This window comes from Brenneria izadpanahii, from assembly GCF_017569925.1.
Classification (GTDB): Bacteria; Pseudomonadota; Gammaproteobacteria; order Enterobacterales; family Enterobacteriaceae; genus Brenneria; species Brenneria izadpanahii.
In genome coordinates this window covers 2,559,313-2,574,826 of sequence record NZ_CP050854.1, presented here as the reverse complement: position 1 = coordinate 2,574,826, position 15,514 = coordinate 2,559,313, and the positions used below count along the sequence as shown (strand labels likewise).

General features: G+C 51.8%; 12 protein-coding genes and 1 pseudogene. 3 read left to right on the top strand and 10 right to left on the bottom strand.

Translation table 11 applies throughout. The features are described 5' to 3' along the window. Positions 1 to 110: 110 nt before the first annotated feature. The 4 genes from HC231_RS11595 to rstA all read right to left on the bottom strand — a co-directional run bounded on the left by HC231_RS11595 (position 111) and on the right by rstA (position 3,833). Positions 111 to 941 carry a trypsin-like serine peptidase gene (locus HC231_RS11595; RefSeq protein WP_208231103.1) on the bottom strand — a complete coding sequence of 277 codons (831 nt, stop codon included), beginning with the start codon at positions 939 to 941 and terminating at the stop codon, positions 111 to 113. 395 nt (positions 942 to 1,336) lie between these two features. Continuing rightward, positions 1,337 to 1,645, bottom strand: a complete 309-nt coding sequence (asr, locus tag HC231_RS11590) for an acid resistance repetitive basic protein Asr (protein ID WP_208231102.1) — start codon at positions 1,643 to 1,645, stop codon at positions 1,337 to 1,339. A 143-nt stretch (positions 1,646 to 1,788) separates the two neighbouring features. Continuing rightward, a complete protein-coding gene (gene rstB, locus HC231_RS11585) occupies positions 1,789 to 3,102 on the bottom strand; it encodes a two-component system sensor histidine kinase RstB (RefSeq protein ID WP_208231101.1) in 1,314 nt (437 codons plus the stop codon). Further along, the gene (gene rstA, locus HC231_RS11580; protein WP_208231100.1) at positions 3,099 to 3,833 is read right to left on the bottom strand and encodes a two-component system response regulator RstA; all 735 of its coding nucleotides are present in this window, start codon (positions 3,831 to 3,833) and stop codon (positions 3,099 to 3,101) included. The genes rstB and rstA overlap by 4 nt, the downstream gene beginning before the upstream one ends. A 393-nt stretch (positions 3,834 to 4,226) precedes the next feature. Between rstA and HC231_RS11575 the strand changes: the two genes are divergently transcribed. Next, a complete protein-coding gene (locus tag HC231_RS11575; RefSeq protein WP_208231099.1) occupies positions 4,227 to 4,655 on the top strand; it encodes a hypothetical protein in 429 nt (142 codons plus the stop codon). 132 nt (positions 4,656 to 4,787) lie between these two features. On the opposite strand, the gene dauA is transcribed toward HC231_RS11575, so the two are convergent. Continuing rightward, entirely contained in the window at positions 4,788 to 6,506 is a 1,719-nt protein-coding gene (dauA, locus tag HC231_RS11570) for a C4-dicarboxylic acid transporter DauA (RefSeq protein ID WP_208231098.1), read from the bottom strand. Between the two features lie 172 nt (positions 6,507 to 6,678). Beyond that, positions 6,679 to 7,776 carry a sodium-potassium/proton antiporter ChaA gene (gene chaA / locus HC231_RS11565; protein ID WP_208231097.1) on the bottom strand — a complete coding sequence of 366 codons (1,098 nt, stop codon included), beginning with the start codon at positions 7,774 to 7,776 and terminating at the stop codon, positions 6,679 to 6,681. An 802-nt stretch (positions 7,777 to 8,578) separates the two neighbouring features. Here chaA and HC231_RS11560 point away from each other — a divergent pair. Continuing rightward, positions 8,579 to 9,268: a gamma-glutamylcyclotransferase gene (locus HC231_RS11560; protein WP_208231096.1), complete on the top strand. Its 690-nt coding sequence runs from the start codon at positions 8,579 to 8,581 to the stop codon at positions 9,266 to 9,268. A 65-nt stretch (positions 9,269 to 9,333) separates the two neighbouring features. Here the strand turns inward: HC231_RS11560 and HC231_RS11555 are convergent, their stop codons facing one another. Beyond that, positions 9,334 to 10,377 (bottom strand): DUF481 domain-containing protein, encoded by a 1,044-nt coding sequence (locus HC231_RS11555; protein ID WP_208231095.1) that lies wholly within the window; start codon positions 10,375 to 10,377, stop codon positions 9,334 to 9,336. A 229-nt stretch (positions 10,378 to 10,606) separates the two neighbouring features. Then, positions 10,607 to 11,884, bottom strand: coding sequence for an acyltransferase family protein (locus tag HC231_RS11550; RefSeq protein WP_208231094.1), 1,278 nt, complete (start codon positions 11,882 to 11,884; stop codon positions 10,607 to 10,609). Between the two features lie 384 nt (positions 11,885 to 12,268). Between HC231_RS11550 and HC231_RS11545 the strand changes: the two genes are divergently transcribed. Further along, positions 12,269 to 12,517 carry a GlsB/YeaQ/YmgE family stress response membrane protein gene (locus HC231_RS11545; protein WP_208231093.1) on the top strand — a complete coding sequence of 83 codons (249 nt, stop codon included), beginning with the start codon at positions 12,269 to 12,271 and terminating at the stop codon, positions 12,515 to 12,517. A 78-nt stretch (positions 12,518 to 12,595) separates the two neighbouring features. On the opposite strand, the gene HC231_RS11540 is transcribed toward HC231_RS11545, so the two are convergent. Both HC231_RS11540 and pdxR read right to left on the bottom strand, forming a co-directional pair. Then, complete coding sequence (locus tag HC231_RS11540) at positions 12,596 to 13,690, bottom strand: ABC transporter ATP-binding protein (RefSeq protein ID WP_208231092.1); 1,095 nt, start codon at positions 13,688 to 13,690, stop codon at positions 12,596 to 12,598. A gap of 194 nt (positions 13,691 to 13,884) precedes the next feature. Further along, a pseudogene (gene pdxR / locus HC231_RS11535) lies at positions 13,885 to 15,365 on the bottom strand (MocR-like pyridoxine biosynthesis transcription factor PdxR). Between the last annotated feature and the right edge of the window lie 149 nt (positions 15,366 to 15,514).

Sequence of the window (15,514 nt, the reverse complement as noted above, 5' to 3'; positions counted from 1 at the left end):
GTGCATAAATTGTGGCCGTATTCGAGCGAATGATTCGCCTCAAGTTGTGCATTGGCGAGAAATTGTTTTTTCGATAGGTAAAATATAGTGAAAGCGCTTATGCGCAAATGTTACGGCGTTATTGATGCCGATTTTTTCGCCAATGCTTCCAGCGTCTCGCGGATTGCGATAACGGAAACGGCGCGATTATCCGCTTTATCACGATCGATGGCCGCAGGCGCAGAGCTTTGAATGCCAACGATTGTCCATCCTGATGCCGAGTGCAGCATCAACGGGGAACCGCTATCACCCGGTAAGGTATCGCACTGATGCGATAGCACCGTCTGCCGCACCCAGCCCGTTATTATGCAGTTCTGGTGACGGTAAAGGGCATCCTGATGATCTTCCGGATACCCGGCCTGGGTCACCTGTTGCTCATTTTGCGCTAATGATTGCATTAATTCATGGCGGCTGCCTTGCCATAGCGGGATCGGCTCAATGCCCGGCGGCGTCTGTTTTAGCCGGATCAGCGCGTAGTCCCACGGCGCCGCCGCGGAGGGAACAACCCAGCCGTCGCCGTCGGCTTCCAGCCTTCGGCTGAGGTTCTTGTTCACCAACATCTCAATATCTTTCGTCTCATACCGCCAACCATCATCCGTGGCGAGAAAGCGCAGCGCGACCAGCCGATCCGCTTTGCCATCGGGCGGTATCAGCACGCAGTGTCCGGCAGTCAGCGCCAGATGCGGAGAGATAAGCGTTGCCGTACACAGATTGCCGCTGGCGGTTTCAAGCTGGCCGATAGCCTGCCACGGCCACAGCGCGGCGTCCGGTACGCGATCCCGGTCATCATGGTTGAAAAATAGAATCTGCTGTTGTTTCGCCGCATCGGAAGTGGAGTCTTCAGCCCAACAAAAAGGGGCGAGAAAAGATAATGAACATAACAACCAGGCCGATATGCGCATGTAGTCTTGAGCCTTACGTTAAAAGTCTGCGTCTTGATAAACAAATTAAGTCAAATAACTATAGATGCATTTTGGCTTGCAAGCGGTTAAGCCGAATGAAGTTTTTAAGCGAAGAGAGGCTTTAACCCAATGAACTATAGAAAAAAGAGCAGGGTGATGAGCCCACAGACGAGAACCAGCGATAACATGATTTCAAATGAGTAACGACGCGACATCATCTGATATCCCATTAAATAAACACGCAACCGACCGTAATGCCGCTTATTACGGTCAGCCGGGTGTTTGGATATTACCTGAAACGGCTATTAAGTCATTGTTGCGATATCAGAGACCTCATCATCAAAACCTATGGTGAGGTCATCTTTCGTCATTGCGGTGATGACGCAACCGGTTGATTAAGCGGCTGGAGTCGTAGTAGCCGGTTTTGCCGTTTTAGCTTTTTTCACCTTCTTTTTCGCAGCCTGCGCTTTTTGTTCAACGGGTTTGGCTTCTTTCTTCACCTGTTTTTTGGTTTTGGTCGCCTGGGCTTTTTGTTCCGTTGTTTTAGCTTTCTTCACATGTTTTTTGTGAGTCGCTTGAGCCGGAGCGGAAGTGGTGGAAGTAGCGGTAGGTTGAGCCGGAACGCTAGGCGCAGTGCTGGCGGCAAACGCCGCAGAAGACAGACCCAGAGCCGCACCCGCGATCATAACTAATACTTTGTTCATTATCATTTCCTCATTACTGTTCACGTTTCGTGACCCAAACCCGGGTCGGTGAAGAGAGAATAGGGAAAAAATGAATTGGCTTCCGTAAGTGATTGGTTTCGGCGTGTAACCGAATGTACAAACCCGGATTCGGCGCTAAAAATTTATTTATGATGCGGCAGCGCCTGCGGCGCGGCGGCGCGTTTTACCGGCCAGGAAAAACAGAATCTGGCTCCGCCGAGCGAACTATTATCCACGACGATCGTCCCTTCATGGGCGCGGACAATGGCGTGAACAATCGCCAGCCCGAGTCCGCATCCGCCGCTGCTGTTCTCAATTCCCGCCTCTAGACGGATAAACGGTTCAAAGATATGTTCGCGCTGATCCGGCGCAATGCCGGGGCCGTCATCCTCAACGTATAGGCTGGCCATATTGCGGTTATCCATCAGCAGGCTGATGTGCAATCGGGTGCGGCAGAAACGTAATCCGTTGTTAACCAGATTGTTTAACACTCGTTCCATCAGACGCTGATCGAGAAAGCCGAAATTCGCCGGCTTCGGGATATCCAGCGTGATGTCTTTATCAGCATGGACAAGCCGGAAGTCATCGACTTTGCTGCGTAACCACGCGGGAAGATCAATTTCAGTCAGATGCAATGCGACCTGCGGCCTGTCCAGCCTGGCATAGGTAAGCAATTCGTCAATCAGCGATTCAAGCTGGCCGATATCCCGGTTTAACGCCTGTTGCTCTTCATCCGTCAGATTCTCGCTGATAGCGAGCCGGTAACGTAAACGCACCAGCGGCGTGCGTAACTCGTGGGCAATATTATCGATAAGCTGTTTTTTACTGGCGATCAGTTGGTTGAGGTTGTCCGCCATCAGGTTAAAAGCGATACCGAGACGAAACAGGCTGGAAGTATTGTCAAAGTGGGTACGCTCTTCGAGGTGCCCGTCTCCCAAACGCAACGCCGCGCTTTCCAGTTGCAGCATCGCCTTCCAGTGGGGGCGCATCCACAAAAATACCGGCAGCGCCAGCGACAGACCGATGATCAGCACCAATAACAGATCCAACAGACGCATTTCATGCAGAAAAAACAGGTAGGGAATGGGGCCGACCGCCAACACATAATGGCTGCGGGGGATACGTTGGATAAACGTATACTCATTATCGAGCGCGACGATTTCGCCCTGATTCAGCCGCTGCTGTGTTTTCGGGCTTAATGCGTATTTATTTAGTGGTTCGATTTGCAGTTGAAACGACAGATTCAGATCCAACTGGCTGATTGTTTTATGCCAGTCACGGGGAGGAATGGTGCGGAGTTCGTTACGGATCAGGTAGAGCGAACTTTTCATCAGGTCATCCATGGATTGCCGTCCGGCACGTTCCGCGGTGACTTTATAAACCAGCCCTACCAATAACGTCATAACCACAAAGCAGGCGAACAGTAATAAAAAAAACTGGATGAACAACTTTCTCATGGCTCAACGTTTTCCCAGGTGTTGGGAGCAAACAGATAGCCTTTGTTACGCACGGTCTTGATACGAAAGGGTTCCGTCGGGTTGTCGTATAATTTTTTGCGTAAACGGGAGATGGCGACGTCAATGCTGCGATCCATGCCGTCGTAGCTCACACCGCGCAGGTTTTTCAGCAACGCATCGCGGTCCATGATATTTCCCGCATGGGTAGCCAGTTGCCAGAGAAGATCGAAATCGGCGGTTGATAACGCGATGTTTTCCTCGCCCAGCGTGACTTCACGGTTGACGGGATCGATGCACAGCAAACCAAAGTGCAGGGGTTTATGCACCTGCAAAGGCGCGACGGCCGGCTCTATCCCGGCCTGCGGCGCATTGGCGTACTGACGGAAATGCAGACGCAGCCGGGCGAGCAAAACCGCGGGCGGCGTGGTTTTCAGAATATAATCGTCGGCCCCCATTTCCAGCGCCAGAATATGATTCATATCGCTATCCAGCGAGGTCAGCAAAACAATCGGGCCGCTATACTGGGGACGAAGTTCCCGGCAGAGCGTCATACCGTCTTTACCTGGCAGCATGATATCAAGCAGTACCAGATCAGGCTGCTGCCGCTCGATAAATTCCAGCGCCCGATCGCCTCGCGGCTCTACCTGAACATTAATATCATGTTTGCCAAGATACGCGGCAATCAGCTTACCGACTTCCGCATCGTCTTCTACAAAAACAATTTTATACATGGTACTCGTACTATCTGAAAATCGCTTTCGGTAGCATAGACCGATGGCAAAGCAAGCTCCAGAGATGAAGCGTAAACGGGTGTTAACTGTTCTTCTCAGCGCAGCGCAGCCGCCATTCAGTCCCAGCATCCTTTCCTGCGGAATAGCCGTGCTTTCCGCTTGCCGACTGCTGGCGTTGTGGCTCACGGCGGGCGCGCCGGGGCAAGACGGATTGGCCTTGTGCCGACGGCGATCAAAATGGGGGCGGAAGGAAAAGTTGCCACAATCAATCCTGCGGCGCCGACTGGTAAAATCACATTAAACCGTGCCAATATAATCGAATAAACGGTTTCGCGTGATAATGTTTTGTCGCAAAACGGCGCGGTGAACTCACCGGCGTAGAGGAGAAAGGGGATGGCGGAGTATCACCCTGAACCGGCATATTTTGGTGAAAGAATATGCATCGACTATACAGATTACCTGTCCGCATTGTGTAAGAAACGCTGGCGATTTATTGATGCCATTTACGGTGTCTGGCCGATTTTCGGCATGGTGACCAAAATACCGTTATCCTGGCAGAAAGCGTCCGGCAAAGAGCGGCTAAAACTGCTTGCCTTGCAGGTTCTCTCCACTCAGGTAAGCGATGAAACGAACATTGTAAGGCTGATTGAATTGGCGCGGCGGCAAGGGTTGCAGGCGTTTGATATTCAACTGCCTTACTCGCTGACCAATGAGCAACTGGGCATAATTGACGAGGAGTGTCATGACGCGCTGGCGTTAACGCAGCAGGATGAGTGTCTGTCGGTACGGATTGTCGCCGAGCCGGGCGGGGTTACCAAATAAAAACCGGTAACGCCCGCCATTGCGCAATCGGCGATAACTAAAAAGGCACGCCAGCCGTCGCCGGAGTGCCTTTTGTGTGTCAAAGCGGTTTTACCCAGCCAGACAACGGCTGAGAAAACATATCGCCGCAGCTTACTCCGGCGCTTTTAACGACTTCGTTTCCCCGATAGCGTCTAACGCCTGCGATAAAGAACCGTAAAAACTGAGACGGCCTTCAATCGGGTGTACATTCGCGCGCGCCAGCGTTTTCAACGGTTGGAATGGAATATCGGTGATAATCAGTTGCTTCCCTTGCGGCAGCGCGTCACTGAAGCGGAGCAGGGCGTTCAACCCGCCGGCATCCAGCACCGGGACGGCGTCCCACTGCAGGATGATGGTCTGGTAATCTTCGCTGCGGTCCAGCAAGTCACTGAAGATACGCTCGGCAGCGGCAAAAAACAGCGGACCGTTGACGCGCAGCACCAGATGGTCCGGCAACTGGGTTCCCGGCAGTTCGCTCAGTTTGGTCATCCGGGCAATGCGGCGCATAAACAACAGCGACGCCAGCACAATCCCGATAGTGATGGCCACGACCATATCAAACAGCACGGTCAGCGACATACACAGCACCATCACGATGATGTCGTCTTTCGGGCCGTGGCGCAGCAGGTCGATTACCTTATGGGCCTCACTCATATTCCAGGCCACCATTAACAGCAATGACGCCATTGCCGCCAGCGGCAGGTAAGACAACCAGGGAGCAAGAACCAGCAGCGCCAGCAAAACCATCAGCGAGTGGACTATGGCTGAAACCGGCGACGTCGCGCCGGCGCGGACGTTTGCTGCGGAACGGGCGATAGCGGCGGTAGCGGTAATGCCGCCAAAGAACGGGCCGATGATATTACCAAAACCTTGTCCCACCAGTTCGGCATTCGAATTGTGTTTCTTACCCGTCATGCCGTCCAGCACCACGGCGCACAATAGAGACTCAATCGCGCCCAGCACCGCCATCGAAAAGGCTACCGGCAGCAGAGCGGAAATACTTTCCCAACTGAGATTCATGGACTGACCGCCCGGCGTCGCCACATTCCAGGGAAGAATGAGCTGGGGCAAGATCGGCGGGATACCCTGACCCTGGGTGCCATCGGCCAGCAGGTAGCTGAAACGGGAGCCGATGGTGGCGACATTAATGCCGAATAACGACAGTCCCCCCATTACGGCAACGCCAGCCAGCAACGCGGGCAGATGCCCCGGCAGGCGGATGCCCAGTTTCGGCCAGCCAATCAACACCGCCAACGTGACGATGCCAATCAGCGTATCGCCAATATGCAGCGTAGGCATTGACTGAACCAGCGCGGCGACCTTGCCGACATAGTGCTCGGGAACCACGTCCATATGCAGGCCGAAAAAGTCCTTGATCTGCATTGTTCCGATGGTGATGGCAATCCCGGAGGTAAAGCCCAGCGTCACCGACAGCGGAATATATTCAATCAACCGCCCAAAGCGGCATATCCCCATCAGCAGCAGGAATACGCCGGAAAGCAGGCTGGCGATCAGTAGGCCCGAGAGGCCGTATTGCTGAGATACCGGATATAAAATAACAACAAAGGCGGCCGTTGGCCCGGAGACGCTAAAACGGGAACCGCCGCTGATTGCAATAACAATCCCGGCGATAGCCGCAGTGTACAACCCGTATTGTGGAGGAACCCCGCTGGCGATAGCCAGCGCCATGGCTAAAGGAATGGCGATAATACCAACCGTGATGCCGGCAATAATATCTTGGGTAAAACGTTGTAGTGTATATTTTTCGCGCCAGCACGCATCAATAAGCGCGCTGAACGGTTTGATGCCGTTAATTCCATGCGTTTTCATCTAAAAAAGAACCAATAAAAAGAAAAACAAAATGGCGGGCCGGCTGGGTCCGTCGTAGATATACGCTATATACGATACGCCTGATGTTCTTAGAAAATCCAGATATACATCAAGAGATGCTTGTTATGGGGGCCGGCAAAGCGAGAATGCAATGCCGGCAAAAAAGAAGGGGTTAAAGCATAATGGTCATTAAATAGGCGGCGAACAACGCCAGATGCGCGCTACCGCTCAGGACGTTGGTCCTGCCGGTTGAAAACGTAATATGACACAACACCAATACCGACAGCATCACGACGATATGCGGCATATCCAACCCGAAATTCAACGTGCGGCCGGTCAGCATGGCAATCACGGTCACGGTCGGCACGGTTAACGAAATCGTCGCCAGTACGGAACCGAAAAACAGATTCATCGCACGCTGTACCTGATTCTTCAGCACGGCGCGGATCGCGCCTAAACCCTCGGGCGACAAAATCAGCAGCGCGACCAGAAAACCGGTAAATTGGGCCGGCGCATTCATCGTCGTCAGCAACGCCTCCAGCGGCTGTGAATCCATTTTGGTGACGCTGATAACGGCAATCAGGTGGATCAGCAACCACGCCGTGTGCCATAACGAACTGTGCGCCGACGGCTTGCCGTGATGATCGTCCTCGTCGCCTTCGTCTTCATGCTCGTAAACAAACAGGCTTTGGTGCGTGCGAGTTTGAATCAACAGGAATACGCCATACATCGCCGCGGAAATCAGCGCCACGATCAGCGACTGGCCCACGCTGAAATTACCTTCAGGCAAAGCGCTGGGAAAAACCAGCACGATCACCGACAGCGGGAAAATCGCCATCAGGTACTGCTTAATGCCGCTCAGGTTAACGTACTGAGTCGCAAACTTACGTCCCCCCAGCAGCAGCGCAAAGCCGACCAGCCCGCCGGTGACGATGACGATAATGGAATAGAGCGTATCCCGCATGAGATCCGGGCCGGCATCGCCGGTCGCCATGAGCGCTGAAATCAGGCTGACTTCAAGAATGACCACCGACAGGCTGAGGATCAGCGAACCGTAGGGCTCGCCTAAACGATGGGCCAATACATCGGCATGGCGAACAACGCTGAAGGCGCTGAACAGAATACCGGCCAAAGCCAGTAAGTTAATACCCAAAATGGCGAGGAAATCTTGTGTGCCCCCCCACAGGAACAGAACGATCAGTGCAACGACCGGCAGAATAAGTGAATATTCCTGATGGCGGGTTTTGACAACCTCAGAGTGAGACTTCATTACGGGGGTTCTCCTTATCCAGCAGATATGCGCTACGGCAAAGAACAAAATGTCATTAAAGATTTATTTTTTAGCAATTAGGTTACTGAAAAGTAGTTATAGCGTAAAAAGAAAGTGTAGATTAACAGATTCTATGGCTTTTTGTGTCTTTTTTACGGATTTTTACGCTTGAAACCAATAATTAAAGCGAATTGGCGTAATTCCATTATCTTCTTTCTATCACAATAATATTAAATGCCTTTTTTTATGGTGATTTCCAAAATTGGTGAAGTTACCTTAGCGTTTATAATGGAAATCCGTTTTATTTAATCCATTTCGCCGATGAGTGGTTGCGTAAAGCCTATTACGCAGACATCTCCAACCGTAACCGGCATGAGGCCGGCGCTGAGTGACAATCCGAACGCTACCGGCGGGCCGGCGTAAATCCAGATATTATTTTTCAGATTAACCCGGCTTTTCCGGCGATTCCGCTCTACCGTTACCCAGTGTAGATTAATTCGGAAGATTTGGGCCGAATCGATAGCTTTCTCCGGCTCCCTGTCTTTTTCAGTTTACTGATTCGTTAGATGCGCTTTGATCTTTATTAGGTACAGCATGCCGGACGTGATTTATCATTGTTTTCCCCTGATGGGGACATTTCCATTTTTTGTGTGCGAGATCAAACTTGATTGCGGCACAGGAAATGAATAACCTCACTGTTATTACTGCCGTAAGTACAACCAAGCGACAGTGTTGGGGTTTAAGGATTGAACGATAGCAGGCCTGAAAGGCAGTAGATAGTATGGTCCAGGAGTGGTAAGTCGTGTTGACACGTGATTTTTTGCAGAAAGCAGATTGTAGAACGTCTTTTGGATGTATTGAGGAGGCTTTACTACTTACGCCGCAGCAGCGAGCGGAATCTTTAGAAAAGACGCTGGCCTGTCGTCCCAACCACGGCCCGGTTTGGGTATTTGGTTATGGTTCGCTGATGTGGAACCCGGTTTTTGATGCAGAAGAAGCCTGCCTGGCTACCTTGCATGACTGGCATCGGGCTTTTTGTCTGCGCCTGACGGTTGGGCGGGGGACGGTCAATCGCCCCGGCCGCATGCTGGCGCTGATTCCGGGCGGGAAAACCACCGGGCTGGCGTTTCGCTTGTCGGAATCTTCATTGCGTGAGGATTTGGAACTGCTGTGGAAACGCGAAATGCTGACGGGATGTTATCGCCCCGAGTGGTTTGAACTACAGCAGAAGAATGGTGACACTGTCACTGCATTGGTATTCGTTTCAGCCATGGATCATCCTCTCATTGAAGAAGACACCTGTATTCAACGTGTTGCTCCGCTTATCGCTCAGGCCAGCGGCCCGCTGGGGACGAATGCGCAGTATCTGTACGCGCTCGAACGAGAATTGAAAAACTATGGAATGGAAGACGACGAGTTAAGCAAACTGGCTCAGCAGGTTCGGGCGCTGCAACAGCAAACGGCGGCGAACGGTAATGAAGGGCAATGTTAAAAAGACCGTCAGCGAACGCCATCTTCATGAAGTTCGCTGACCGGTATTCAAGCTGAGCGCGGCGATTACCAGCCTACGCCCACGCCCATCGTGTACAGCGTGTCGTTAACATTCCCTTGCTTGCTTTCGGTACGGGTGCGTGACACTTTCATGCTCAATGAAGACCAGTCGGTCAGTTTGAAACGCAGACCGGCATCGGCTTTCAGGTAAAGCGGCGCGGTAGAGTCAAAGGATCGGCCCAATTCGCCGCTGGTGAAGGCTTCCACTGATTTACTGAACAGGAAACGGTTGTAATCCCATTTAATCCCGCCAGTGTAGAAGTTATCTTCATCGTTATCCTGATAGACATAGGTCTGGGTGCTGACCAGCGAAGTCAATGAGAACGCGCCAAGATCGTTATCCCAGAACTGGTAGCCAGGACCAAGACCGAATGAACGGCTGATCTTGATATTTTCTATCCAATCACGCTTGTATTGATAACGTCCCTGCCAGAACCAGTTTTCATCCAAGAATTTATCCAGAGCATATTCGCCGCCGGCATTCTTGGTGCTTTCTATATTGTTCTCTTTTGCCAGATGGTAGCTGGCATCAATATTGTGGCGCCAGGTTCCATGGCGGGCCTGCGTGCTGAGGGTGGCGTCATAGTTTTCTGTTTCAGTCGAACTTTTCTTATGCGACATCCCCGCATCGATATTGCCTTTCCAGGAGAGATCCGTTACCAGCGGCTTCTGGGCGACAATGGAGGTGATATCGGAGAGCTGCAATGTTTTGGGTCCGGCAGTATCGCTGGATATTGACGGCGTGGCGATAATCGCACGATTTTCCCCGGCCTTAATCACCGGATACAGTTCGCCTTCCTTGTAACGTTCTCCCTGAATCACCAGCCCGTGATCGGTTTCAAAGGTTTTTACCTTATCCCATGAAACGGAAATCGAGCCTGCATAATCGGTGGTGATAAACAATTTACCGCTGTCGAGCAGTGTGATCTTACCGCTGATCTGATCGCCGTTAGTTAGCCAGATGGTGTCGGCGCGGCTTTGGCTAATTCCTGCGGAAGCAAGAACGATAGCCAGACTCAGGGAAGATATTGCGTGTTTGGATAGTGTCATTTTGCCAAATAAACAGTAGTGACAGGTTTTGAAAGACGTCATTTAAGACGTACGGCCGATGAATCATGAACCGGTTCAGCCCGGAAGGGGAACATTAACAGGAATTTAAGGGATGCTCTAGCCTAAAACCGCTATTGATTAGAATGTAAATAGTTATAAAAGATGCGATTGATGATTAACAGCTATAACGCGATACTCATCACAGTTTGCGTTATAGCTGTCAAGGAATTTAAGTTGCGCTCTGTGAGCGGGATGACAGATTGCGATTTAGATAACGCTCCGTCAGAAATTGCCGGACGCGGAAAACAATCTGTTCCTGGAATAGCACGCACAGCACCACGGTGGAAAACAGGAAAATAATGTAGCCCATCAGCGACAGTTGAACCTGTCCGGCGGCGGCAATGCACTGATCCCAATCGGTGAAGCAGGCCAGCGGGTTGCCTCGCACCAGTTGCTCGACCGTGCGGAATAGGTTAAATAGCGGCACATGCAGTGCAAAGATCGATAACGATGCCGCCCCCAATCGCGGCGACCAATGCCGCAGCCAATTGCTGTTGGGTTCTCTGGCTAACGCGCTGATGCAGACCAGCCCCACCTGGGCAGGCAGCAGCAAGCCGTTATGCAGCAGAAAATACCAATATGCCTCGCCATGAGTAAACAGCCAGGTGCCGATAATAAAGCTGGCGACGATGAATAGCGTAATGCCGTAATACTGGGCCTTGCTGAGTGGATTGATTTCCTTTTGACGGTAGTTGCGGAAGATGGCATAGCCCAGAATGCCGGCCAAAAACTCAGGCAAGCGGAAGATCGGTCCGCGTTGCAACAGCCCGGTATATGGCATGCCATACTGCTGCTGCCAGACAACCCATATCGGCGGCACCAGGTATAACAGACAAACAATCCCCATCCACATCCAGGGATGGATGCTTCTGAGCAGACGGGGCGCCAGGACAGGAAACGTCAAATAGAAGAAGAAAAGGGTGGAAAGCGACCACAGCGGGGCGTTAAACGTCAGGAAATACGGGTTCCACGCCTGTAACATTAATAGCTGCAATAGACTGTTAAACGCCAGTTGCGCGTCTGTCATATAGTGGCGCAGCGTTTGCGGATCGACATTCGGCTCGTTGGTGTCATAAATCACAAAGCGCGCGCTGGCGACTTGCCCTTCAGGCGGTACGGCAAGCCATTGCATTAGGGTGACGACGGCGATTGACGCCAGCAGGGCGATAATATGGATCGGATAGAGATTAAAAAACCGCTTTGCCCAGAACCGGCGCGCGGGTTCGCGCAGACGTCCGTCTTTGATGTAAACATGCGCCAATAAAAAGCCAGACAGCACGAAAAACGTGCTGGTTGCAAAAAATCCCATACTGGTGAGCTCGTTTAAAAACGGCACGCGCTCACGCTGGGGATAAAGATGCGCCGTGTGATAAATCATCACATAGCAACCGAGCAGAAATCGCAGCCATTCGAGCCCGATAAATCGCTCTTTACTGACTTCCTTCATGGTGTTCCTCAGTGAATCCTGTTGAAACTGCGGGAATGTGCTGTAACAAACAGTTTAGCTGAGGGGGATATCTCATCAGTTAGGATTATTTCCATAAACGATTATAAATATCGACTTCGTTTAGGAAACGTTTACAAATGAGTAACGCATGCCGTCTTATCGCTGGTAGTCGATAATGTAATCAATCGGTTAGCTAAACAGCGTCCGCTTCTCCCCGAATGATAATTCTTGTCTATACTTAGAACCGCGTCTTGTCTGCATCAGCGATTTTTGCAGATAAATCCATCATGGAAATATCAAAACGCTGGGAGCGTTTTAGCACCGCAATATGGTGGCCCGGCGGGGGGCGGGTAGGATAGCCCTCCATAAAAAAGCGAGGTTATTATGGGAATTTTGTCCTGGGTTATTTTTGGGTTGGTTGCGGGTATTTTGGCCAAGTGGATAATGCCTGGCAAAGACGGAGGTGGTTTTTTCCTGACCGTGATCCTCGGCATCATCGGGTCAGTCGTTGGGGGATACATCAGCACCTTCTTTGGTTTTGGCCGAGTCGACGGTTTTAACTTCGGCAGCTTCGTGGTGGCAGTGATCGGCGGTATTGTCGTGCTGTGGATATACCGTAAAATCCGCAGCTAAGACTAAGCGGCAACATCAATATCAGTACGAAAACCGCACGCTAACGTTCATGGCGTGCGGTTTTTTTGATCTGTTTTTTTAATGCGTTTTTACCACATCCAGCGCGCGCAGATGTTCCGGATGCCAGGATAATGTAACTTCAGTGCCGGCTTTCCAATGCGGCTGAATTTCACTGGCTGGAAGTTTCACCATAAACTGCGGCTGACCGGCGACTTCCGTCATCATGCGCACATGATCCCCCAGATAAATAAACTGTTGAATCCGCGCTTTTACCGTCTGAACATCGGCGCCGGTATTTTCAGCATTGATGCGGATGCGTTCCGGACGGATGCATAGAGTGATCTTTTTACCCGGCGAGCTAGGCCGAACTTTAAGCGCCTGGAGTTGAGTGCCGTCATCCAGCGCGGCTCGATAAAAATTGCCTTCCGAGCCGGTTTGCGTGGCGATTAGGGTGTTATTTTCGCCAATAAATTGCGCCACAAAGGCATTTTCCGGTTTTTCATAAATATTGCTCGGACTGTCCATTTGTTGAATAACGCCATCGTTGAATACCGCAACGCGGTTGGACATCGTCATCGCTTCGCTCTGATCGTGGGTCACGTAGACTACCGTCAGCGCCAAAGACTCATGCAACTCTTTAATTTCTAATTGCATATGTTCACGTAGCTGCTTGTCCAACGCGCCTAGCGGTTCGTCCATCAACACTAACTTGGGTTCAAAAACCAGCGCGCGGGCCAGCGCCACGCGTTGTTGCTGACCGCCGGACATTTGGGCCGGATAGCGATCGGCCAGGTTTGTCAGCTTGACGCGATCTAATACGCGATCGACTTTTTCCTTGATATCCACCTTACTTAAGCGGCGGATAGATAATGGAAACGCCAGGTTTTCAGCCACGGTCATATGTGGAAACAGCGCATAGTTCTGAAAGACCATGCCGATGCCGCGCTGGTGCGGCGGCAGATTATGCAGCGGCGTATCATGCAGAAAGATTTCACCCTGAGTCGGGGTTTCGAACCCGGCAAGCATCATCAGACTGGTGGTTTTCCCCGAGCCGGAAGGGCCCAACAAGGTAAGGAATTCGCCTTCTTTAATATCCAGATTCAGGTTCTTTACCACCAAACGATCGCCATCGTAGGTCTTCTGAATGTTTTTGAAGCTGACATAGGTTCTCATTATTCCATTTCTCGCAGTAACGTGTCTTAACCCGTTTATATGCACGAATCGTGCCGATTTGGTTAAATCGAGTGTGGCGAATGAGTTAAAACCGATGAGGCAAAAAACGCGACGCAGCATTGCACTATTATGGTGACATTAGTGAATGGAATTGCACCATAATGATGCATAAAATTTATCGGCTAAAACACCGATTATGTGCTTTTTTGTGCACGTATGCAGTCAACGATGACGGCAAACGACTGGGCCATTTTACTCTCTTCCACGCAGGCATAACCCAACAGCAATCCACGCTCTCGGGTTTGGCGCAAATAGTAGCTCGAAAGGGGTCTGACCATCACGCCGCGGCGCAGGATATGCGCGCTTAATAGCACATCATCAATGTCGTAGGGGAGTTTGAGCAGCATATGCAAGCCGGCATTGCTGTTGTCACCCACATAGTCTGCGCCTAGATGTTGTTCGATCAGTTCGGTCAGCATCACCCGGCGCCTGGCGTAGAGCAGCCGCATACGGCGGATATGGGCGGCGTAATGTCCCTCGCGGATAAACTGGCTGAGCGTTGCCTGCGTCAGCCAGTGGCCGCCGCGGTAAAGCTCGGAATGGGCGACTTTCAGTTCCCGGGCCAGTTGGGGGGCAACACCATGTAGCTGACGCGTAGTCCCGGATAGAGCGTTTTACTGAAGGTGCCGATGTAAATGACCGGAGATTGCGTTTGTATCCCTTGCAACGCGGGGATGGGGTTGCCGGAGAAGCGGAACTCGCTGTCGTAGTCGTCTTCAATCACCCAGCAGCCGTGTTCCTGCGCCAGCGCCAGCAAACGTTGCCGCCGCGCCAGACTCATTACGGCGCCCAACGGATATTGATGCGATGGCGTAACGCAGATCAGCCGAGGTATCGATTGTGGTGAAACGGTATCCGGCGGCACCATCCCCTGATCGTCCACTTCGATCGGCGCGACGCGCAGTCCGTTTATCGTCAACAGATTCCGCGTTCCCCAATAGCAGGGATCTTCAATCCAGGCCAAATCTCCAGGGTTGCATAACATCTTTGCCAGCAAATCCATCGCCTGGTGCGTGCCTTCCGTAATCAGAATCTGCTCTGAGGTGCATTCAACGGAACGGGCGACGCGCAGATAATCCACCAAGGCCAGTTGGAGTTCAGGACACCCGCCGATGGGGGAATAGGATAGCTGCTCGGGAAGGGCGCGCCGGGTGAGCCGGGTTTGTATCCTGCGCCATAAGTCATGGGGAAAACTGGAAATGTCGGGAATGCCGGGCATAAAGGCCCCCCATTGACGGGCGGAGGCGCCGGCATACCCCAGCAGATGCATGCCCCGGCGCGACAGTTCCTGTATCGGCTGGCGCGAGAAGGTTTCGCTTTCATTCCGCACAAGGGCCATGTTGCCATCCGGCAATTGCTCGGTAACGAAAGTGCCGCTTCCGGTGCGTGTTTCAATGTAGCCCTCGGCCAATAATTGTTCATAAGCGGCCAGTACGGTGTTGCGGGACAGCGACAGTTCATGCGCCAGATCGCGCGAGGAGGGCAAGCGGCTGCCGGCGTTGATGGCGCCGTCGAGGATCGATTGCCGGATAGAGTCATACAGGCGTTTATTCAGCGTGCCTTCCTGCTGACTACTCAAACGCTGAAGTAATAAATCGGTCAGTAGCGAGCGCAAAAGTGGATCCCTTAAATATTAAAAACTGGCTCTGGATTATAGAACCATCTGGCGCATAAATAGCAACAGAAATGATGTGAAACGATAGTCACATCACGGTCCGGGTACGGTTATCAATAGGTTTGAGGTTGTTCTTTGAATCGGAGCAA